Source organism: Alteromonas sp. ABM1_013, from assembly GCF_056160505.1.
Genome location: NZ_JBSWXH010000001.1, coordinates 531,907 through 552,925 on the forward strand (window position 1 = coordinate 531,907; position 21,019 = coordinate 552,925).

At 43.1% G+C, this 21,019-nt stretch carries 16 protein-coding genes; all 16 read left to right on the forward strand.

Annotation, left to right across the window (positions count from 1 at the left end):
• Positions 1–33 precede the first annotated feature (33 nt).
• The 16 genes from ACXAGK_RS02275 to ACXAGK_RS02350 all read left to right on the forward strand — a co-directional run bounded on the left by ACXAGK_RS02275 (position 34) and on the right by ACXAGK_RS02350 (position 20,959).
• The gene (locus ACXAGK_RS02275; protein ID WP_474853826.1) at positions 34–2,370 is read left to right on the forward strand and encodes an ATP-binding protein; all 2,337 of its coding nucleotides are present in this window, start codon (positions 34–36) and stop codon (positions 2,368–2,370) included.
• Positions 2,371–2,520: 150 nt separating this feature from the next.
• Positions 2,521–4,440, forward strand: coding sequence for a pilus assembly protein N-terminal domain-containing protein (locus ACXAGK_RS02280; RefSeq protein WP_474853828.1), 1,920 nt, complete (start codon positions 2,521–2,523; stop codon positions 4,438–4,440).
• The gene (locus ACXAGK_RS02285; RefSeq protein ID WP_474853830.1) at positions 4,437–5,132 is read left to right on the forward strand and encodes a tetratricopeptide repeat protein; all 696 of its coding nucleotides are present in this window, start codon (positions 4,437–4,439) and stop codon (positions 5,130–5,132) included. The genes ACXAGK_RS02280 and ACXAGK_RS02285 overlap by 4 nt, the downstream gene beginning before the upstream one ends.
• 221 nt (positions 5,133–5,353) lie before the next feature.
• Positions 5,354–5,737 (forward strand): hypothetical protein, encoded by a 384-nt coding sequence (locus tag ACXAGK_RS02290; protein WP_474853832.1) that lies wholly within the window; start codon positions 5,354–5,356, stop codon positions 5,735–5,737.
• A 68-nt stretch (positions 5,738–5,805) separates the two neighbouring features.
• Positions 5,806–6,573: an SAF domain-containing protein gene (locus tag ACXAGK_RS02295; protein WP_474854470.1), complete on the forward strand. Its 768-nt coding sequence runs from the start codon at positions 5,806–5,808 to the stop codon at positions 6,571–6,573.
• A 5-nt stretch (positions 6,574–6,578) separates the two neighbouring features.
• Entirely contained in the window at positions 6,579–7,868 is a 1,290-nt protein-coding gene (locus tag ACXAGK_RS02300) for a CpaF family protein (protein WP_474853834.1), read from the forward strand.
• On the forward strand, positions 7,861–8,730 hold the full coding sequence (locus ACXAGK_RS02305) for a type II secretion system F family protein (RefSeq protein WP_474853836.1): 870 nt from the start codon (positions 7,861–7,863) through the stop codon (positions 8,728–8,730). The genes ACXAGK_RS02300 and ACXAGK_RS02305 overlap by 8 nt, the downstream gene beginning before the upstream one ends.
• Entirely contained in the window at positions 8,727–9,545 is an 819-nt protein-coding gene (locus ACXAGK_RS02310; RefSeq protein ID WP_474853837.1) for a type II secretion system F family protein, read from the forward strand. Before ACXAGK_RS02305 ends, ACXAGK_RS02310 begins: the two co-directional genes overlap by 4 nt.
• Positions 9,546–9,554: 9 nt before the next feature.
• The gene (locus ACXAGK_RS02315; protein ID WP_474853839.1) at positions 9,555–10,721 is read left to right on the forward strand and encodes a hypothetical protein; all 1,167 of its coding nucleotides are present in this window, start codon (positions 9,555–9,557) and stop codon (positions 10,719–10,721) included.
• Positions 10,718–13,567, forward strand: coding sequence for a response regulator (locus tag ACXAGK_RS02320; RefSeq protein ID WP_474853841.1), 2,850 nt, complete (start codon positions 10,718–10,720; stop codon positions 13,565–13,567). Before ACXAGK_RS02315 ends, ACXAGK_RS02320 begins: the two co-directional genes overlap by 4 nt.
• A 99-nt stretch (positions 13,568–13,666) precedes the next feature.
• Positions 13,667–13,990, forward strand: a complete 324-nt coding sequence (locus ACXAGK_RS02325; protein WP_474853843.1) for a hypothetical protein — start codon at positions 13,667–13,669, stop codon at positions 13,988–13,990.
• On the forward strand, positions 13,987–15,408 hold the full coding sequence (locus ACXAGK_RS02330; protein ID WP_474853845.1) for a sigma-54-dependent transcriptional regulator: 1,422 nt from the start codon (positions 13,987–13,989) through the stop codon (positions 15,406–15,408). The genes ACXAGK_RS02325 and ACXAGK_RS02330 overlap by 4 nt, the downstream gene beginning before the upstream one ends.
• A gap of 93 nt (positions 15,409–15,501) precedes the next feature.
• Positions 15,502–15,882: a PA2779 family protein gene (locus ACXAGK_RS02335; RefSeq protein WP_474853847.1), complete on the forward strand. Its 381-nt coding sequence runs from the start codon at positions 15,502–15,504 to the stop codon at positions 15,880–15,882.
• A gap of 4 nt (positions 15,883–15,886) precedes the next feature.
• Entirely contained in the window at positions 15,887–16,828 is a 942-nt protein-coding gene (locus ACXAGK_RS02340) for a PA2778 family cysteine peptidase (RefSeq protein ID WP_474853849.1), read from the forward strand.
• Between the two features lie 97 nt (positions 16,829–16,925).
• On the forward strand, positions 16,926–17,330 hold the full coding sequence (locus tag ACXAGK_RS02345; protein ID WP_474853851.1) for a hypothetical protein: 405 nt from the start codon (positions 16,926–16,928) through the stop codon (positions 17,328–17,330).
• Positions 17,331–17,530: 200 nt separating this feature from the next.
• Positions 17,531–20,959 carry a M36 family metallopeptidase gene (locus tag ACXAGK_RS02350; protein ID WP_474853853.1) on the forward strand — a complete coding sequence of 1,143 codons (3,429 nt, stop codon included), beginning with the start codon at positions 17,531–17,533 and terminating at the stop codon, positions 20,957–20,959.
• Positions 20,960–21,019: the final 60 nt, after the last annotated feature.

Below are 21,019 nucleotides of genomic sequence, written 5' to 3' on the forward strand. Positions count from 1 at the left end.
TTGTGAAATTATCTCGGGCTTAGGAGCATGCTAATGCCTAAAATGACAGACAGAATTCTTCTTCATATGTTGGCGTTGTCGGGTCAGCAAATGGTTATTTGTAGTGCCAACGGGGATGTTGTCGATTGCAGTTTACTCATTGCGCGAAAAGTCGGGCTCTCAACGTCAAAGCTAATAGGCCGGTCGTTTTTCAGTTTTGCTAAAGTTGAAGGTGCTTACCTTCCAGAATTGTGTGAACTAGTTCCTGATAACACACCACAAGAGGTTATATTACAGTTATCGTCTAAAGGCGCCACGCCTGATATTTATGAGTGCAAGATAGTAAAGAGTAATGGCTTTTTAGGCTTTTTTCTTGCCGTACAAAGCGATATCCATGAAAGTGCTGAGAAAGGGGCTCATCAGTGTGTGATAGAAAGTGGCTATCGCTTTTTCTCTGACATTGTTAGTGAAGTTATCTTGCGCGTAACGCGAAAGGGAGAGATTCTATTTTCCAGCAAGGAATGGGTGCGTAACATTAATTATAACGGCGCAACCAATATCTTTAGTGTAATCGCCGAGCCCTTTAAAGCAGATGTCGCATCCGCGTTAATTGCTGGTAAGCCCCACAAATTAGATATCCAAGTGCTGACCAAAGAAAATGAACTGTGTTGGTTTGAGTTATCAGTAGAAGATATGTCAACTCAAAGTCAAATAAACAAAGCTCGTGCGTCAATCCCATATGAGCAAGATTACTGCGTTATAAAACTCCATAACATCAATCAACGTATTTTAAATACTATGGCGCTAGAGGAGGAAAAAAAGCGCGCTGAGGCATTGGCGCAAACTAAAACGCGATTTATGGCGAGTATTAGCCATGAAATTAGAACACCACTAAATGCAATACTTGGAGCATCAGAGCTACTTAGTGATTCAGGGCTAACACCTGACCAAGCGGAATTTTCTCACCTCATACAGGTAAGCGGAAAATCATTACTCAACATCGTAGATGATGTTTTATTTTACTCCCGCAGTGAAGAGCGAGGCATAGAGTTGAGTAACGAGCGCTTTTCTCTGATAGACAGCATAGAGCATGTATTCTCAGTAGTAGAATCTCTTGCTTTTAAAAAGCAACTTTCACTTGTTTGTGACATCACCTCGACATGTCCCCTTTACTTCTTAGGTGACGAAAATAGGTTTAAACAAATTATTCTAAACTTAGTCACTAACGCCATTAAATTTACCGACAAGGGATGGGTACTTGTGAGGTGCAGTATCAATGAGAACTTAATTGTAGAAATTGAAGATACTGGACTGGGTATAGACAGCAATTATATCAACACACTCTTTAAGCCCTTTGTACAAGGTGATAATTCAATTAAGCGACGTGTGGGAGGAAGTGGGTTGGGACTGGCGATTTGCCATCAAATTGTTACCGCTATGAAAGGGAGCATAACTGTCCGCTCCAAAGTTAATGAAGGTAGTTGCTTTAGCTTGTCTTTACCGTTTGAGAAAGTTTGCGAAGCAAAGCCTAAAAAAGAGACAACTGAAATAAGCTTTGTCATATGCTGTGAAATTAAACCTATAGCCGATGCCCTCTTTAATTTTATAACTCGTGCGGGTCACACTGTTGAGTTCGAACATAGTTCCGATCTAAATATAAACACCGACTATAAAAACACACACTTTATTTTTCACTGTGGAGGGAGCCAAGCCCTGGCATTTGCTCAGCAGCTTTCACAGGATAACCTAGTGCTTTTTATTAATAGCAAACGTGATACTTCTTTCGAAAAAGATTTAAGGGAAAATGTTCACTTTGTAGAAGGACCAATTACACCCTTTTTATTGGGAAAAGCTCACCAAAAATTTGAAGAAGAACTGCGTGATTTTGGCTTACAAGCATACGCTAACTATAAACTGCATGACGTAAAAAACACAGTAAGCCGCGACTATAATGGAGTAGCAATACTTCTTGTTGAAGATAATGTAAATAACCAGTTCGTTGCTTGCCAGTTTCTAGAAAAATATAACTGTAAGGTGACAATCGCCGAGAATGGCCTAGAAGCGTTAGAGCATATGCGACAAGCTGTATTTGAGTTAGTACTAATGGATATTCATATGCCAATTATGGATGGAATTGAAGCAACGAGGGTTATACGCGGGCAGGCAAAATATGCCGCACTGCCAATTGTTGCTGTTACTGCCAATGCGTTAGAAGGCGATAAAGAGATGTTTCTTCAAATTGGAATGAACGACTATCTCCCCAAACCAATAAAGATAGAATCGTTAGTTGCTGTGCTAGATAAATATGTGGGCACACGCAATCAAGCAAGAATGAAAAGCGAGCATATTGAAAACGCTAACCTTTGGGTTTCAAGTCTTCTAAATCGCTAAATGCTTTGCATTTTGCAAATCATTTATCTCCCAATATCCACTCTTCTCGGAAATAGAGTTATTTACCTGAATAATTTCAATTGGTTAGCGTTTTGTTCGGGCTTGGTCAGTTCTTTGCAACCTTCCTTTCGACAACCTGGGGAGGTTAATATGAGATTTATTCTTTTGACTATATTATGTGTTTTAAGTGTTTCAACACTTGCTAACAGTAATTTAGATTACATCGAAATGGCAGATGGTGAGAAGGTGTCCAGTGTCGACCACCTTGTTAAATGGACGCATACTCGTTTTGTGTTTAACAAAGACATAAAACGTGTTGCGGTGGGTCATGAAACGACCCTTGATGTGCAAGTTGTAGACGGTCGAGAAATCCTGATTTTGGCTAAAAAATTAGGTCGAACATCTATGATGGTTTGGTATCAGGATAATCGTTCTGAAACGTTTTTACTCAGCGTTACAGAAGATTACAGTGTGTTAGAGAACGCGCTTAAAGACATTCATCCTGCTGTACAACTCACGATAGCACCAGACAGGCACGCCATCGTGTTACGCGGCACGGTACCCACAGCAACATACCGTCAATCAGCCTACACTGCTGCTCGCAATTACTTGTATGCCAGTAGTTCACAACAGTCGCAGCCTGTGCTTAACCCTCAAGCTGACCAAAACATTCTGCAAACACTTCAGCAAAGGCTTCAAGGAACGGGTGGGCTTCCATCTAGAATGGCTCAGTCAAACAAAGTCGCTATTATTAACTTAATTAAAGTTACTCAAAAGCCTAAGAAAAAAGAGGAAAGAATAACTGAGCTTCTAACAGAGCTTGGCGCAGATAACGTAGAAGTCGAGCGCATACGCGTAGGGGAAATAGATGCCGATGAGCAAGATGTATTCATGCTTACAGGCAACGTAGAAAACCAAATTGAACTTGTTCGCGTGTTAAGTGCCGTTAGTAAACTTTTTGTGCCCGTGGGGCTAGGCGCCGCGCAGCCAGCTTCACTAGCTATACCAGGAGCAGGTCAGCAACCACTTGGCTCTGGCGACCAGTCAATGATTGAAGTGGTCGCAAATGAATCTGGCGCGTTAACCGCAGCAGATGCCAGCGCTCTGCAATTAAGTAATGTTAAGTCGAACATTGGTAGAGCGACACTGTTGTCGCTAGCAGGTGGCCGAGTATTGTCGAGTATCGAAGTAAAGGATTTACCTCAAATTCGCGTATCAGTTCAACTTTACGAAGTAAATCAACGTCAGCTTCAGCAGTGGCGTCCCGATATCAGTATATTGACCAATGGATATAACCAGGAAGAAGGGATATTCGGGTTAGGAGGAATTACCGAGCGCCAAAGTGGGTCAGCGAGTATTGAAAATGCATTACAACTCGTAAGCGGGCAATTTGCTAATAACCTTCAATTGAGTACTTCTCAGTTCGCGATTGATATGCTTTTTTCACTATTAGAGCAAGAAGGGATATCGCGTACATTATCACGTCCAACCCTGACCGTTTTGGCAGGTGAAAGTGCTGTATTTAAAGTGGGCGGTGAAATTCCAGTACCTACCACTTACAGTCCCTCAGGATTACAAGGTACAGACCAAGGGGCAGCCGGCTCTGTTTTTAGTGGAACTGAATTTAAGTCTTTTGGTGTTGAGCTAAGCGTTAGGGCGCTGGTTGATGATAAAGATAGAATCACCCTTGATCTTAATCCGGTTATTTCGTTGCCAGACACCACACTAACTGCACAAATAGCGCAAAGCAGCGGTAGCGACCTCAACAGCAGTGCGTTTAATACTCGTAGTATGCAAACATCAGCGCGTCTTCGCGATGGTCAGCCTCTCGTAGTGGGAGGGCTATTGAGTACAGACAGTAATTCTAGTCACGATTTTGTTCCTAATACCAAAGGCGAAAGTCTTTTCGGAAAGCTTAGCGAAGCGACCAGCAACAGTAGTAACAATCGAGAGCTTATTATTGTGGTTACACCTACGTTAGTCAGAGAGTCTGTAAACGATACGTCTCTATGGATGCAGCTTTCTCATTCTAAAGAAGCGTTGGTCTATTTTGAGGAGAATGCACAATGAAGCTGCTTATATTTGTTCGAAACACTTTATCCTTTTTAGTAGTACTTTTTATAACAAGCTGTGCATCGGTTGATTTTCTTCCAATTCTTAACCCTGATGCCGCTCTAAATGAGCTTGTTGAAAGGTACGAGATCAAACAAAACGGGATTAATTGCTACGGCGAAAAGAAAATTGATTGCGCAGGGGCCGCGTCAGAACTTCAGCAACTACTGCTTGCAAATCCCAACCACACCAACACACAAGTTATTGCATCTTCAGTCTTCTTGTATTCAGGTCGTCAAATTCAAGCTCAGGTCGTGCTGGATGAATTAGTAAACCAATATCTCCCACCGCTTGTTGCCTTAATAATGCGTACTGATATGGCACTAAATGAGGGGAATATAAAGTTAGCTAAACGTTTGAATGAACAAGCGATTACGCTTTATGCCAGCAATCCGAAGCCATACCTGCAAAAAGCCTCAATTTATTATATTGAAGGTAGCTACAATCAAGCATTGAGTTACTTAAGTACTTCGCTTCGTTTCGGGTTAGAAGATAGTATTTATTATTATCATCTGGGGCTTATTAACCAAGTAGGAAACCAGTTAGATCAAGCGTGTAATTATTATAAGCAGTCTCTCTCTCTGTCACCGCCGAATCGCGCTTTGGTGGTGTCCCGTTTAGCATCACTAGAGTACCTCCCCAATTGTTAATGTGATGCTGTGAAAAGGCCTTCGGGCCTTTTTTTTTGCATTTTGAAATGTGGGTTTTCTTTTGATTTGCAAAATGCAAAGCGTATTGCAGTAATATGATTTTTGTAAAGCGGGTTTCTTTTATCTTTATGAAATTTATGGTTTTTTGTGTTTGGCATGCTAATCGCAAAATAACTTATGGGAATACCCCAAAATTTATAGATGCACAAAAGGTGATCAAAATGAAAACTGTAAAAGCTACTAGAAATGCCAAAAATCAAAAAGGGTTTGTTCTTACCTCAGAACTAATCATCTTATCTACTTCAATGGTTGCTGCACTCGTGATTGGGCTAGCAACGCTACGCGATTCGGTAACGGCAGAGCTTGAAGATGTGGCTGAAGCCATTGGCTCTCTTGACCAAAGCTATGCCTTCGACGGCATTGTAAATGGCGAGGCTTCAGCGGAAATCAGTGGCTCTGGCTTTGTTGATGCAGTAGACACGAATGCGGGTGACCAGGTTGCCTTTAGTTTCGTTGATTCAGACTTCAGCGAGACAGCTGCGTCTATAAGCGCTACAGCAAGTACCGCGGCTGATGGCCCTGCAGCGAACGGTTCTTTCGACTAAGTGTTGCTTTGATGTGGCTGCTACTTGAGTTGCAGCCACACCTACAAGCGAACGGGGGAGGGTAAGTGATGAAACAGACAAAGAATAAAGGCGCCACAACAGTAGGAGTTACGCTACTGATGACGTCGGGGTTAATGGCTTCTGCACTGGGTGTACGCCAAATAAACGACGACGAATCGAAAGATATTTGGGTGCTTAATAAAAACGTTCCAGCCGGTCAAGTCATTACGATTAAGGATATTTCGCAACAAGAGCTTTCCGGAGACCTTCTAAAAACGGCAGCACTTAGCGTCCAAAACCCACGTGCGATTATAGGTAAAAAGCTGGCGAACACTAAGTACAAAGATGAGATGTTATTCAGTTCAGACTTTGTAAGAGTGAAAGCGAAGGCCTTATCAGAGGCAATACCGGCAGGTCGAGTACTATACACTTTAAAACTACCTAACCTTGATATTCCTATCTCAAGGCTTCACAAAGGAGACCGATTAGACATCGTTGCTAAATCAGGCAGAAGTGTTCGAACTGTCGCTCGCGATGTTCAGCTCATCGGTGTGTCTAAGCAGCCTGGAAGCCAATCTAAAAATAGCGGTGTAATAGATGCGTTGTCGAGCCAATCTGGCGGGGCGCAATCTGTAACTTCGTTAGTATTAGCGGTGATGCCAAAAAATGTATATTCCCTTGCTGGTATAGACAGCTCCGATCGCGTCTCTGTTATCGTCCATAGTGCTTTTGATATAGAGCAAGGTAAATTACAAGACTTCACGCGCTTACAAACTACAAGAACGGTAGAAGTGGTTAAGGGCGTTAAAAAAGAGTCTGTTTTTGTTGCGAGGTAACGCATATGTTCGGGCGCAACTTTCTAAATGAACCTACAATTGAAACGTCAGTGGCTGAGCTCAAAAAGCTTCTACATCAAGCGGTGTTGGACGAGTTTGAAAACGAGCCAGAACGTTTATTTTCGACGAACCTTAATTCGACGCTTGATTCGTTATGTTCTGATATACCGGAAATAGAGAGTGGTCTTCTTTCCGAGTATCAAAAAACACACCTTATTCAGTCGGTATGTGATGAAGTTCAGGGGCTAGGACCCATCGCTGAGCTCATGATTGATAACGACGTATCCGATATTCTTATTAATGACTTTGACGAGATTTGGGTTGAGAAGAAGGGGAGTTTAGTACGTTCTTCTTCTCGTTTTGATGATCCTGTCCACCTCAGACGCTTTGTGGATAGATTACTAGAAAATTGCGGTCGTCAAGCTAGCACTATTAAGCCGATTGTCGATGGGAAGTTGCCAGATGGTAGTCGTCTTCACGTTGTTGTTCCCCCTGCTTGCACTCAAGCTGCACTTGTTTCTATTAGAAAGTTTAGCCACAAAGAGGTAGATGAGCGCTACTTAATTGAAAGTGGTTACGTAGATGCTGCGGTAATGAATTTTTTAAAGACGGCGGTAACGGCCGGCGTAAATATGGTTATCTGTGGAAATGCCGGCGCAGGCAAAACGACACTGCTAAATGTACTTGCAAACAGTATCAGTGCTCACGAGCGGGTTATCACGATAGAAGAAAATATTGAACTTCAATTGCATCATGAGCATGTCGTTCAACTCGAAACCCATATGGCGAACAGTGAAGGTCAGGGTAGTTTATCACTTCGTGACTTGGTTAAAGCAGCGCTAAGAATGCGGGCGGATCGCATCATTGTGGGTGAAGTGAGAGGTGGAGAAGTTGTAGATATGCTTCAGGCGATGAGTTGTGGGCACCAAGGCTCGATAACCACATTGCACGCGAACAGCGGTGTTGATGCACTAACCCGACTGGGAACACTGGTTCAACTCAACAACCAACAGCTAACCGACGCGCACGTTAATACATTGATAGGAAGTAGTGTGCAATTGATTGTTCATGTAACGCGAGACGTTAATGGACGGCGCCAGCTACGAAGCGTAGGTGAGATAGTTTCTATCGGGCAACGTTATTCGTACCAAACAATCTTCTCAAGCGATGGCGTTGCTTCAATGGATAGTTTTGAACCGCAATCGTCACCTACTTTTGACTTCATCTCCCAGCAGGGCTTTAGCTTAAAAGATTTTATTCACTTTTTAGAGATAGAAGGTGAATGCTATGGGTAGTTTTGACTTGCTATTAACAGGCGGTGCTCTGCTGGCTGCAGGCGGGTCTTATTTTATATTCTCTCGCATTCAGCCCGCGCAAAGTATCAAAAAGCCAAAGCTGGATTCACTGCGAGAACGCGACACCTTAAGCACATCGTTAAGTGTGTTGGGCATTAAAATTCATCCCTTTTTAGTAATCATAGCTTTCGCTGGTATCAGTGCAATCAACTGGGCGATTGTTAGTTTTCTATATCCCTCGGCTACTACCAGCGCATTAATCATCGCAATGGTCAGCTTTTTGGGCTTATTTATTTTTACAGTAGATATAGCTCGCTTGTTACTTGTTAAGTTTGAACAGGAATTTTTAGCGTTTATCGAATCGACACAAGCCTGTCTCAGCACTGGGATGTCTTTGCAGGGCGCTATCAAGTTTGCCCACGAGCACAGTGAAGGCGCCATTAAAAGAGAAAGTGGCGCACTAATAAACCGGTTAAGTCTTTCATCTGATGTTGAAGCGTGTTTAACGCCCTTAGTTGAACGCTATAACTGCGAAACCGTTCGGCTTTTTAGCCACAGTATTATTACCTACAGCGAAAGCCACTGCGATCTAAACGATATGCTCAAAGGTGTGTGCGCCATGATGTCATCGCGCGAACTAGACAGACAACAACTAAAGGCTAAGCTGTCAGGAACAAAATACGCAGCGCTTTTCAGCGGAATTTTGCCCTACGCTCTGATACCACTTTTCCAATACAAAGATCCAACATGGTTTGAACCTTTACTGAATCACGAAAGCGGTAGTGCGTTTTTAACCGCCGCTATTCTATGCCAATTATTTGGACTTCTGTGGCTTCGCTTATCAGTGAGGGTAACAGCATGATAGATATCTTCTTACTCTTAGGTGTAGTGGTAACGACAGCACTGCTTATTCGCGTAGAAAAAAGTGGTGAGAATAAGCTTTTCGAACGTAAATCACCGTTAAAGAAAACGTCGTGGCTTCCCATGATGTTGATTTCCAATAAGCATCTACGGCAAGCAGGGGTTTTTATTAACAGTGACATTATTGCTGTTTTTTGCCTAAAAGGTGCGTCCACATTCACGATGTTCATCGCCTTACAATTGGTTCCTTATGACTTAAACAACACCTGGGTACTAATAAGTTGTTCTGCCGCTTTCTTTCTTCCAGACCTCTGGTTTTATATCAAACGCAGCAACAGGCAAGCAGCAATAGACAATAGCCTAGAATTCTTTTTGCGAGTGTTACTAGTATATATGCGCGCAGGATTTAACTTTGAAAGAGCGTTCATTTTGGCGGTTAATCACGGCCTAAGTAAGAAACACCCCCTTTCTATGGAGCTAAGGTTATTCGTTTACGAACTCGAAGCGGGGCTACCGCGAGAAGATGCGTTTAAAGCGCTATATTTAAGAACCGGCGTTAAGGGAATAAAGCGTCTTGCAAGCTTAATGTCGATAGGTGTTGAGCTTGGTACTTCGCTAACGCAAGCAGTAGAAGCGCAGCTTCAAACTTTTAAGCTGCAACGGGCTGCTATCTTGGCTAAAAAAGTGAATAAAAAAGCTCTGCACACCACATTTCCCATCATCCTGATTAGCTTTCCTATGTTTCTTGTGCTTGTTTTTTTTCCCGCAGCATTGCAAGTGCTAACTGTGCTTAAGCTACTAGTGTCAAACCTTTAAGGAGCGAATATGAAGCGATATCAGCAGGGGTTTGTCCTTACCATTGAACTAATTTTGATTATAACAATTCTTGTCATCGGTACTTTTGGCGGCATTGTTATGGTGCGCGATGCACTTTTTAAAAGACATATGGCTAAAGTGGATACCCAAGTCACCGTGGTAGATAGCGTTAATACGCCGCTAGGTTTGGCCGTTGGTTTTGATGAGCATCAAGCGCCCCTTATCTTTTATTTTGATCGAGAAGCCGAGCAGGCATACCGCACACTAATAGGTATTCGCGACGACCGATTTACAAGTCGAGAAGCGGTATATTACAACTCTCCTAACTGTAGTGGTGACCCGTGTATCAAAGGATTAAGCGATGAGTTTACCGACGCGGGAGGCATTGGCCAGCTGCCGTATACAGGTAATGTAAGTTATTTAAATGCGCTACAGGGAGGGCCTAATTACGCTATAGGTTTTGATGGTAGTGGCGTGACAGGGAAATTGCTAAGAAGTACAGCACTGGCATGTCCTGCACTTGATGAGGATATTCAGTCGCGATATGTGTCTCAAAAAGTGGTAACCGGGATCCCTTGCGAGCCCTTTTCTCAGGCATTAGAACAAGCTGATAGTAGTTGCTTAGTGGGAGCAACGGCATTGGGCTCTGTGCTATTGGGTACAAGCGATGTTGAACTAAGCGTTGCCTGCGATACTTGTCCAGCTGGATTCGAGTCACAAGGCGATATTCTAGATAAATATTTGCCAGAAGTTGAATTGCTCCTTTCAACATCTTTAGATGCATTAGCGTTAACAGGAGTTATTGGACCGATAGATGTCACGCTAGGAACAGTATGTTGCCCTGAAGGCACGGTTTTAGAAGAAGATGAGGATATTGTTCAAACGCTGGTCTTTACCATTTTAGAAACAATATTCGATTTGATTGGTATCGATTTACTTTCTAATCAACTTATTCGGGACACACTCTCTCTACTGGGTATTGAAGAAGGTGTAACTAACTGCAAAACCCCTTTAAATTTAGTCAGTGCAGAACAAGTCAACACGCAGGGAACTACAGTGCCTGCGTTATCAAATTTAACTCCACCTTTTAGAATTACGTTGCCGCAACGCGCTGTATCAAGCAGTAGCGATAGTTGGCAATCTGTCTCACCTGATGGTGAAGGAGTACAGCCATGATACCTATACAACAGAGTCATGTAGAGAATGCTATCCGTCACACCCAAACACGCTCAAATGATTTAGAAGCTGCCCTGCGGCTAGTGCAACAGTATTTTGGCGTTGCAGTTGTAGACTTTTATTGTGCTGAGCGAAATTTATCTAAACGCATTTCACTTGTTGATATGTCACATGATATTGACGATGAACTAGCGCAACTGAGAGAGAAGTTTCAGGATAACAACCTTCATGTTATAGAGGACGTAGATGAGCTACAGGGACGAAAGAATAGTGCACATGCATCGCTTAAGTTTTACGCTCAGTACCCAGTATTTGGCAAATTTAATGAACCCGTAGGAATTCTTTCTATCGCCGATGTGAAAGTGCGCTCATTTTCACGGGGTCAAGCGAATCAACTTATGGGATTCGCTTCTATGGTTTCACACCAAGTAAAGTTTACGCCAACAAATGATGGCACAAGTCCAAAGGAAAGCAGTAAAAGCAGTAGTCAGGTTAGCCTTGGACTCTCTCAGTTAACGCAAATATTCAGTCATAAAATAGTTGCCGCTTTATGCGCTATTTTTATTAGCTGGGCAGTCACAACTATAGTATTTAACTTGGATAAGGCTCGTCATAAAGCTCAACTGGAACGACAGTCATCTAGCTTGGCGAGTGCGCTTATTGAATCGCTAGAGCGTCTTGATAGAGAAGGAGAACGCTTAGCGTCAAGCAGTTTGCTCATTCAGGGCTATTTAGCAAGCCAAGAGGGTATTAGCGATATTGGGCTTACTCGGCTAATGTCTCTTCAATATACAAGAACGCGTTACCTAAAAGGGTACAGTGTATTTAGCTCAACTTATGAACAATTGGCTATCTGGTCTAAGCCCTCATTTGATATGCAGGCTTACGGACTTGGGAATTGGCTGCGCCAAAGCTCCTTTGGCAACAGGGATGGTGTGAATATTAGAATGGTTGCAGACACGGCTTTTCTGCTTACTAAGCTTCAATCTCAAGACAACCGAACCTATTTCATTGTGAAAGCACTCAATCTAACACAGCTCGTTTCATCAATAGCTTCACAACTTAATACGCCGAATTATCAGGTCTATTTAGATACACCTAACTTGTTTCTTTCTCAGTCAGGCCCTACTGCAAGGCGAACCTTCCAACATGGGGCGAGCGCTTCTAGTGACGTATTTCCTTCTTCCTGGAAAGTAATAGTGACACCTTATGTAACCCCTGTAGGAAAAGAGATCCCTCAGTCGGTACTAGTTAAAAATGTGTTTATATTAGTAAGCGTGTTTGTCTTTGTTTATTACTTTCTTCGTCTGCCGCGTCGCCTACACAGAGGTATAAGACAAGCACACCAAACTATATTAAGTAGAGAAGCCTTATACAACGAAGCACTAGACACGCTTCCCGACGCTTTTGCTGTTTTCAATAGCTCTGGCACGTTATTAGTATGCAACAGAGCGTTCAATGACGTATTTCGTTACGACGATGGTGCGCCAATTAATAACCGAACCTACGATGCAATGTTCGACGAAGCAAAGCGCAATAAAATCATAACGCACTTTGAAGAGAGCGACAGTAACATTGGGGACTTAGATAAAGTTATCGATATCGGCCTGAATGACGGACGATGGATCACAGTATTGCAAAGAGGGATGGGACAAGGGGCGTTTGTCTGCTATTTCCATGACATTACAGATATTCATCGCAGAGAGGAAGAGCTGGCAAAAATGTCAGATATTGCTAAGCATGAGGCTGTGGTTAAAGGACGTTTTGTTGCACAATTCAACGAGCAAATAAAAGCGCCTTTATTACTATTACACGAACTAGTTGAGCAATTACAAAACCCTAAAACCAATGCGTCAGTATGTTTGAACCAGCTTAACGAAGTCGATAGTCAAATACGTTGTGTTGCTGAGCAGCTTGCCAGTTTAGAAAAAGAGAAAACCAGCAAAGTGAAGCTCAAACTGTCTGATTTTGATGTTAACAGCGTAATAGACCGAGGCGTAGATATTCTTTCTACAAAAGCGCAAAGCAAGAGGGTTGAGCTTGGTGTGGAAACCAATAGTAATTTGCTCGTTAATTCTGATGAGAAGTTACTATCTCAGCTTCACCTGTATATGTTGACGAACCTTATCGAAACTATTGAACACGGGAGAGTAGTGACAGAGGCTAGGCTTAAAAGAAAAGACAACAATGTTGCTCTGGAACTCATTTATAAAATTCATGGCGCACTACAACAAAGTGACTTCAGTTTCGAGCTAAAAACCATGTCTGAAAAAGGGATGAGGGAAAAGGCGAACTACGATAAAAGTGTTGAACTTCGTTACTTTGACTCTCTTTTAAAAGCGTTGAGCGCTTCGAACGTTCTTATCAGAGAAAAGAAAGGTTTTGTACGCGTAGTTTTGTCTTTACCTGTCAGCAAGCCATATATTAGCCAAGCGAGTCAGGCTTCAAAACGCATAGCTCAAGCTGAATCTGGCGACAAGGTTAAAGGGCTAAATGTTCTATTAGTTGATGATGACCCTATCAACGAAGTTCTCACAAAGAGTATGTTGGAAAACAGTGGTTATGAAATCGACTGTGCGGGCACAGCTGTAGAGGCGCTAGTGAAAGCGTCTCAACAGGAATACGACATCATACTTATGGACATCAATCTACCCGATATATCTGGTGTTCAAGTGATGAGAAAAATCCGAAGAAGTAATAACAACACGCACACGCGAATTATCGCCTATACCGCTAATGAAGATACTGATCAGCAGTATGAGAAGTTGGGGTTCGATGACTATGTTTCTAAACCAGTGAACAAAGAGAAGCTTCAAGAAAAACTTGAAATGTGTTATCTGCAATAAGCGTCAAATGGGCTTTTATACTAAATGATGACGCAGGGCGATTTGCAAATTGCTAATGTACTTCCATACTTGTAATTGAAGTAGTTTAAGGGGAAGTACATGTTTAATCGAGATGTATTAGAGCTTCTCAAAAACGATGTTGGTGTGGATGTATTAGCGCATTTACTTAATTTATTTCGAAAAGAGCTTGAAGCTCAACAAAACCAGCTTGCAAAGTACCCCTTTCAAACAAGCCCTAAAGAAGTGAGAGACCTTCTCCATATACTCAAAAACACATCAAAATTATACGGCGTTACCACATTGAGCAAAGTCGCTGAAGAGTTGTATCAGTACGATGTTATAGAGCCTACTGATGTTGTAGCGCTACGCAGGATTATCTTAGATACGGTAGCGGCTCTCCCCACTTATCAGGAAGTTGAATGAACCACAGTAAAGTTTATGTTGTCGAAGACAGTGTTGCCGCAGGAAACCTATACAAAGCGGTGATCGAAAAAGCAGGTTTCGATGTTTCTTTATTCAGTGACGGTTATTCAGCTATGGCCGCTATTAAAACCAGTCCACCGGATATTATTATCCAAGACGTTTGCCTTCCTGATATCTCTGGTATAGAAGTACTAAAATTTGCACAGAAAAAAAGCCCACTCACGCAGGTTATTGCTGTTACATCAAACAGTTCAATTGAAGTTGCCGTGAGCGCCATACGCGAGGGGGCTTTCGACTTTTTAGAGAAACCCTTCGATAACGCGTCATTGTTACAAGCAATAAACAATGCTCAAGCCGAAGTTAATGTTGATGGTTCAATAAAAAAGCGTGAAGCTGCAAAGCTTGAGGGCAATGCTGGGTTTATCGGCTCCTGTGAAAAGATGATGAGGGTTAAGCAAACACTCACTAGTGCGGCGCGCTCAAAGGCCAGTGTTCTTGTTACGGGCGAGAGCGGTACAGGTAAAGAGGTGTGTGCAGAGTTTTTGCATAAATCAAGCAGTCGCGCGCTAGGTCCATTAATTGCGGTTAATTGCGCGGCCATTCCTGCCGATCTATTTGAGTCTGAATTTTTTGGGCATGTTAAAGGGGCGTTCAGCGGCGCTCTAACCAATAGAGAAGGGGCGGTAGAGGCTGCAAATGGAGGCACCCTTTTTCTAGATGAGCTATGTGAAATGGCTCTACCGCTGCAGGCTAAGCTATTGAGATTTATACAAACCGGTACATATAACCGGGTGGGCAGCTCAGAGCTTAGAAAGAGCGATGTCCGCATCGTTTGTGCCACCAACCGCCAGCCGGAAACGGAAGTAAGCGAGGGGCGCTTCAGGGAGGATTTATTCTATAGGCTAAGCGTTATCCCTGTGACCATTCCACCACTTAGAGAGCGAAAAAGTGATATTCTTGACCTTGCGAACTACTTTTTAAATTTAAGAGCTGCTGAAGAAGGGAAAGAGTTTTTAGGTTTTACTGATGAAGTCATCGCGCAGTTTAATAGTTACGAATGGCCGGGCAACGTTAGAGAGTTACAGAATGTTGTAGAAAAATGCGTTGTGATGAACGATGGTGGCTGGATAGATATTCCAGAAATAGGCGATTTACATCGCGTTTCAATAGAAAAAGAGCCCACACGAATTTCAATACCTCAAGAGCCGAAAGCTGTTAGCCCGCAAAGTGTGACCCAGGACTCCGCATCATCATCGGATGGAATAGAACCTTTATGGATTGTGGAAAAGCGTGCTATAGAAAGTGCCATAGATATATGTGATGGAAATATACCGGTAGCCGCTGTTCATTTAGGCGTAAGTGCTTCCACGCTTTACAGAAAAATCAAAGGCTGGGAAAAAGGCGATCTCACTAGGTGAATTAAGGCGTGGTTTTGCCTGTCGCTAATGCGTGAACTTATATTTCATAAAAACGTATTACATATAGTTAATGCTAAAAATAATGGAGTAGAAATGAGAAACGTTAAATATTTAGCTATCGCTGCAAGTTCAGTTTTTTTGCTAGGCACCTCAAATGTGAATGCAGAGGCAATTAGCTCAGACTCTGTGATGCAAACTCAAGCCGCTCACTACAATAAGCAGCAGCTTATTGACATGGTTAACCGTTCAGATGTGCAGAGTAAACTAGTAAGCTTAGGTGTAGATAGCAACCAAGCTATTGCTAGAATCAACGGCATGACCGACAGCGAGATTGCGCAACTAAATGATGAAATCAATCAAGCGCCAGCGGGTGGTGTTGTAGGCGCAGTGCTTACTGTACTTGCTATTGTCGCAATTTTGGACCTCATTGGTGTAACCGACGTTTACCCATTTATTCGCCCAGTAAACAGCTAATTGGATGGTCAATTCAGTTAACAAGGCCTGCGTGTTGGCAGGCCTTGTGCTTCTATTTTTGCTTTCAGGCTGTCAGTCCACTCCTCAAGCTGACAAGTTAAGGCAAGAGGGTCTGGCCTCTTTGCCGGAATCACACACTATTCAATCTGTACCATTTTTTCCCCAAGAACAGTTTTATTGCGGGCCAACTACACTGTCTGAAGTGTTTGGTTACTATGGTGAAAGTACCTCTCCAGAGGACATTGCGCCTAAGTTGTTCATTCCGAACAAAGAAGGAAGTCTGCAGCTCGAAATGATCAGCGCTACCCGACAATTTGGTTTCTTGCCATATACTGAGCGAGGAACATTATCGTCTATTATGTCGTTAGTTAATGACGATATCCCAGTGATTGTTTTTCAAAATTTATCCATTCAATTAATGCCCCAATGGCACTACGCTGTTGTAATCGGATTTGATAGTGATAAGGGTACGGTTACCTTACATACTGGCCTTACGCCTAATCACGAAATGTCGCTTGAGCTTTTTGAAAGAACGTGGGGAAGGGGAAATTACTGGTATTTAGCTCCGGTCCCTCCTAATGTAACGTCGTCTGAAATGACGCCTTTTACTTATGTAAGTGCAGCCTACGATATGCTTAAAGTGGGAGACAAAGCGCAGTCGCTAGCGTTTTTAAAAACTGCATCTCATACCTGGCCTTCTTATTGGTTAAGCTACTTTCTAATTGCCAATTATTTTCTCGAACAGCCTGATATGGAAGGCAACAACAAACTGGCGATAACCTGGTTTGAAAAAGGTTATGACGTAGGCCAACATCAACAAGCGTTTGTGCACAACTATGTTATTGCATTGCGTAAAGGCAATAGGCTTGAGTCAGCAAACGAGGTGCTTAAACAAGCACTTGCACGCTTCCCAGATAACGAAAGGTTGCTAGCACTAAGAGAGTAGCAACTTTCAGTGAATCTTAGTGAGAACTTTGCGAATTCAATGCTAACGTTATTTTTTTAGCTATACTTTAGTAGGATTAAGAAGACTAACGTTGGATATGTTAAAGAATTTAAGTAACGCTTCGGTATCCCACGCAAATGGGATTATTACAACTAAGCTCTATGGCATTTTTAATGAAAGTAGCGCCGAAAGCTATCGAGAAGAGCTTTTCGAATTAGTTATGAGGTTGAAGGGCAAGCCTTTTGCCTTACTTGCCGACATTAGCCAAGTAGAAGGCGCTACGCCTGAAGCGTTTGATATGGTTAAACACATTATCAATCGTCTCCCCGAAATGGGCCTCATTGCAAAAGCCTATGTATACAAAGGGCCTGTGATCCGCGGGATCATGTATCAACGCATTCCTGAGCTTTCATCAATGGATTACTTGTTTTTTACGGATAGTGAAAAAGCTTATCAATGGCTTGAACAAGAATATAAAAGCAAATTACAGTCTCTTTCCTAATTATAACCTATTAATAAATAATGCATTTAAACGAAGAGTGAGCTTAATTCTCTTTATCTGGTTGGTGCAGTTCGCTCTAGTGGTTAACCCCTATGGTGAATGCTCTCTTTTTGCTCGATCCTAATTTGGTTAACGCTATCAAGTGAAAGCTCAGTATTAACGCTGAGCGCATGGTAGCTCCAATTTTTAAGGATTGAATAATGAAAAAAAGAACCCTTATTTATGCTGCGATAGCAGCTGCTTTACCTTTTGTAGCAAGCGCCTCTGCGGTACACGCTCCTTTAGATACCTCATCGCACCGTATTGCTGAAATAAATCTCACTGATAATGTTGTTAACCCGCCGGCAAATAATTTGTTTCAAATGGCGTTAGACCAACTGCAAACCTCGTTCCCATCATCTACGTTAAGAACGGCTAATGGCCATCTAGACAGTGTTTTTGGTATTGCCATTGACGTTTCGGGTGCCTCGCCTGAACAAATGGGGTATGACTTTATAAGTCGTCATTCAGCTCTTCTAAGCGGTCTTAGTGATGAAGATTTCGTTTTTAACCCTCACCGCAGTAAAGCAGCATTGGGTGGTCATTTAGTAAGATTTGACCAAGTTATAGATGGTGTAAAAATCAAAGACAGAGGCGTTGGGCTCTTAGTTGACGAGTCTCAGGTGGTGAGAGCGCTGTTCGCCGATACAGCTATAAATACGCCTATTGCAAATACACAGGTACTTTCTGCTAATAGCGCGATCAGCGTGGCAACCGCCGATTTAGCGTCTTACAAGCGAACACTTCCGGTAGAAGCTCTTGATGTATTGGATCCTGCTTTTTCTCAAATAGAGAAAAGCCTCGGCGTATTCGCCAAGCCAGTTCCACAGAAAGTAGTTGTACAAGATAACAATAAACTTAAACTGGCATGGAAGTTTTTCTATTACTCTACGAACCCGTTTGGTGTCTTTGAATATGTTATCGATGCGCAGTCTGGAGAGGTTCTGGCGCGCAATGACAGAGTTAAAACCATTCTTCCTACAGGTGAAAACGAAGCTACGCAAACGGAGCAAATTGGCTTAGTTCAGCAGACTGCGGATTATTTTCCAACCTTCCCGCCGATTACGCCATCGATGCAAAGCGAATGTTTGATAGAGGATGATGCAGGTGGCTACACGGGGAAACCAAAAGGAATGGAACGCATCAACTTACGGAAGTTTGATGAATCAAACTTAGTAACGGGCGTTGAAGGTTTACTTACCGGTAAGCACGCACTTATTGAAAGCGCGATGCTGACAAAAGGGCCGTTTCCACAAGCGGCAACGGGAACATATCACTTCAGTGAAGATGCTGCCATTGAGGCAAGACCTGTTGAAAATGATCATGTAACACCTTCAACGGCACACCACATTGATGGCATAAGCCAGTTTATTTATATCACCACATTGCTTGAGTATTTAGATTACCTTCACAAAGACGGCGATGATGTACATAGCCGTGGCGTGGGCGATGGCTCATTTCCAAATAGCTATCCTAATGAAGCGGTACCGTTAACCGGTGTGGTACACATACCTAATGTGCTGGATCCACCAGATAATCCAGCAGACCCTGAATTTATGGCGAAGCTTTTGGGGTTAGACAACGCATTTGCAGTGCCTTTATCACAGGAAATTGCGGGTGAAGAGGTAGTGGTTAATCCAACAGCTTATGGTCATGGCTACTTATTTAATAATTTAGCAATGGACTTTTCTGTTCCCATTCATGAGGGGACCCATGCGACTATAACGCCTATCGCAGGCTTTGAAGGCGAGCCAGAAGGCGGCGCGCTTAACGAAGGGCAAGCCGATCTTTGGGCGTATACAGTAGGGGAAACGCCGGATTTAGGTACTTATCCCGTTAACTCGTGCGATCTACGGAAATTCTTAAGAGAGCAGGGTGTTAATCCCGACTCATTTGAGTTTATTCGTTCTGCACAGAGCCAAATTCGTTATTCGCAGTTAGGTACAAGAGATAACGCGTTTGAAGTGCATCGCGATGGGGAAATTTACGCGGGAGCTATGTGGGATCTACGCGAACTTATGGTGGCAGTGCAGCCTAGCCAAGAATTCGTTCGCCCAGATCCGGTTACAGGTGATCCTACCCAAAAAACTAGCTTGGGCAAAGAAACCTGGGAACGTATCTTCTTGGGCTCAATGTATGTGTTAGGTGTGTCTGCGCCAGACACCTTTGTACGCGCAAGGGACGCAGTGCTTATAGCAGATGCCGCCCTGTATCCGACCGATTCTCTAGATTTAACTTCACCGGGTCGCCACCATGCGCTCATTGAGCGTGTCTTTGCTGCCAGAGAGCTAGGAGCAAACGCGAAGGCTCCAATAGGCGGTCGACAGACTATATCAACCGCAGTGAGCGAGTTTACGGCTACCCAAGCTAAGCCATCGACACCAGGCGCTATTGATGCGCATATTATTTCAGATGATGCGATTGAAATTACGTGGGAAACCGTACCTGATGCTTTTGCTTATCAAGTACTGAAACGCAGAAAAGGGTCGAATGCGCGTTTGTTTACCGGTGTACCAACCCGAGAGTATTTTGACGGCGACCTCACATTTTCTGGTTTTACCCATGTTGAATTTATAGTGGGCGACAATTACTACATCGACAAAGGGCAAGGTTTAGGACGTGGAGCTGGTCAAGGCATAGATTCGTTTGACTATGAATACGTAGTACGCGCAATTAGCCTTAACCCAAATCAGCAGGTTGGCTTTTCTAATATGTCAGGGATAGCTTCAACCGGTTTAAACACGGTTGATGTGAGTGACCAAGTTGACTACAAGGTGGGTAATGTTAACTATAATAACGGCATTTTTGCCTTCGATATTGCTTTGATAAACAATGGCGATGAGAGAATTTACGGCCCAGTTGATTTCGATATTACCTACATTAGCAATAGCAGTATTACCGTGTTGAATGCAGATAATGGTGGCACTGGTAAAAACGGCGACATAGCAAGGTTCCGTTTCGACCAATCGCTGGATGTAGATAGAACATCTGCGCTGCGTTACGTAAAGTTTGATAACCCAAACGGAAAACTCTTTACGTTTCAAGCACGGATCAGCGGTTACGAAGCTGGGGCTTCATCAACGGGAAGGGGCGAAACGCCTACGCTAGATACGTCTGAGCCAAAAGAACAGTCAGTGGTCTACCATAATATTGAAGAGCACACAGGCGTTATTCTAGTCGGTGCTGCAGATGAAGCATTGGTTGATGGCGTAGACTATGTTGATATCCCATTTACCGCGCTGCCTAGTGCATCAAGTGTAGTTGCAACACTGAGCGCTGATGTTGAAGTAGTAGCAGTCCCAGACCTTGACTTTGAATTGCTAGACGCTGAAGGCAATATTATGGCGAGCTCAGGTAACTTGGGCTCTAACGAGCAAGTTGGCGGCGGTATTGTTCCTGGTGAAACTTATCGTGTTCGCGTAAATGGTTGGGCTAATGGCCCGACTTCATACCGAGTTGTTATTGACCAGTTTGTAAGTGATATCAGCGACGCAAACGTTGATGAAAACGGTAATGCGACCACGGGTACAGTAACGTTCGAGTTTAACCCTGTAACAGGAAAAGTATTGCCTTTGAACTTACTTAAATAGTCGTCAGCAAAAGCGTCTAGAAACTAGGCCAAATAGGCGAAATGTAATCCACACATAAGC

Coding starts and splice junctions, on each gene's coding strand:
- ACXAGK_RS02275 (WP_474853826.1), top strand. CDS start 34: ATGCCTAAAATGACAGACAGAATTCTTCTTCATATGTTGGCGTTGTCG.
- ACXAGK_RS02280 (WP_474853828.1), top strand. CDS start 2,521: ATGAGATTTATTCTTTTGACTATATTATGTGTTTTAAGTGTTTCAACA.
- ACXAGK_RS02285 (WP_474853830.1), top strand. CDS start 4,437: ATGAAGCTGCTTATATTTGTTCGAAACACTTTATCCTTTTTAGTAGTA.
- ACXAGK_RS02290 (WP_474853832.1), top strand. CDS start 5,354: ATGAAAACTGTAAAAGCTACTAGAAATGCCAAAAATCAAAAAGGGTTT.
- ACXAGK_RS02295 (WP_474854470.1), top strand. CDS start 5,806: ATGAAACAGACAAAGAATAAAGGCGCCACAACAGTAGGAGTTACGCTA.
- ACXAGK_RS02300 (WP_474853834.1), top strand. CDS start 6,579: ATGTTCGGGCGCAACTTTCTAAATGAACCTACAATTGAAACGTCAGTG.
- ACXAGK_RS02305 (WP_474853836.1), top strand. CDS start 7,861: ATGGGTAGTTTTGACTTGCTATTAACAGGCGGTGCTCTGCTGGCTGCA.
- ACXAGK_RS02310 (WP_474853837.1), top strand. CDS start 8,727: ATGATAGATATCTTCTTACTCTTAGGTGTAGTGGTAACGACAGCACTG.
- ACXAGK_RS02315 (WP_474853839.1), top strand. CDS start 9,555: ATGAAGCGATATCAGCAGGGGTTTGTCCTTACCATTGAACTAATTTTG.
- ACXAGK_RS02320 (WP_474853841.1), top strand. CDS start 10,718: ATGATACCTATACAACAGAGTCATGTAGAGAATGCTATCCGTCACACC.
- ACXAGK_RS02325 (WP_474853843.1), top strand. CDS start 13,667: ATGTTTAATCGAGATGTATTAGAGCTTCTCAAAAACGATGTTGGTGTG.
- ACXAGK_RS02330 (WP_474853845.1), top strand. CDS start 13,987: ATGAACCACAGTAAAGTTTATGTTGTCGAAGACAGTGTTGCCGCAGGA.
- ACXAGK_RS02335 (WP_474853847.1), top strand. CDS start 15,502: ATGAGAAACGTTAAATATTTAGCTATCGCTGCAAGTTCAGTTTTTTTG.
- ACXAGK_RS02340 (WP_474853849.1), top strand. CDS start 15,887: ATGGTCAATTCAGTTAACAAGGCCTGCGTGTTGGCAGGCCTTGTGCTT.
- ACXAGK_RS02345 (WP_474853851.1), top strand. CDS start 16,926: ATGTTAAAGAATTTAAGTAACGCTTCGGTATCCCACGCAAATGGGATT.
- ACXAGK_RS02350 (WP_474853853.1), top strand. CDS start 17,531: ATGAAAAAAAGAACCCTTATTTATGCTGCGATAGCAGCTGCTTTACCT.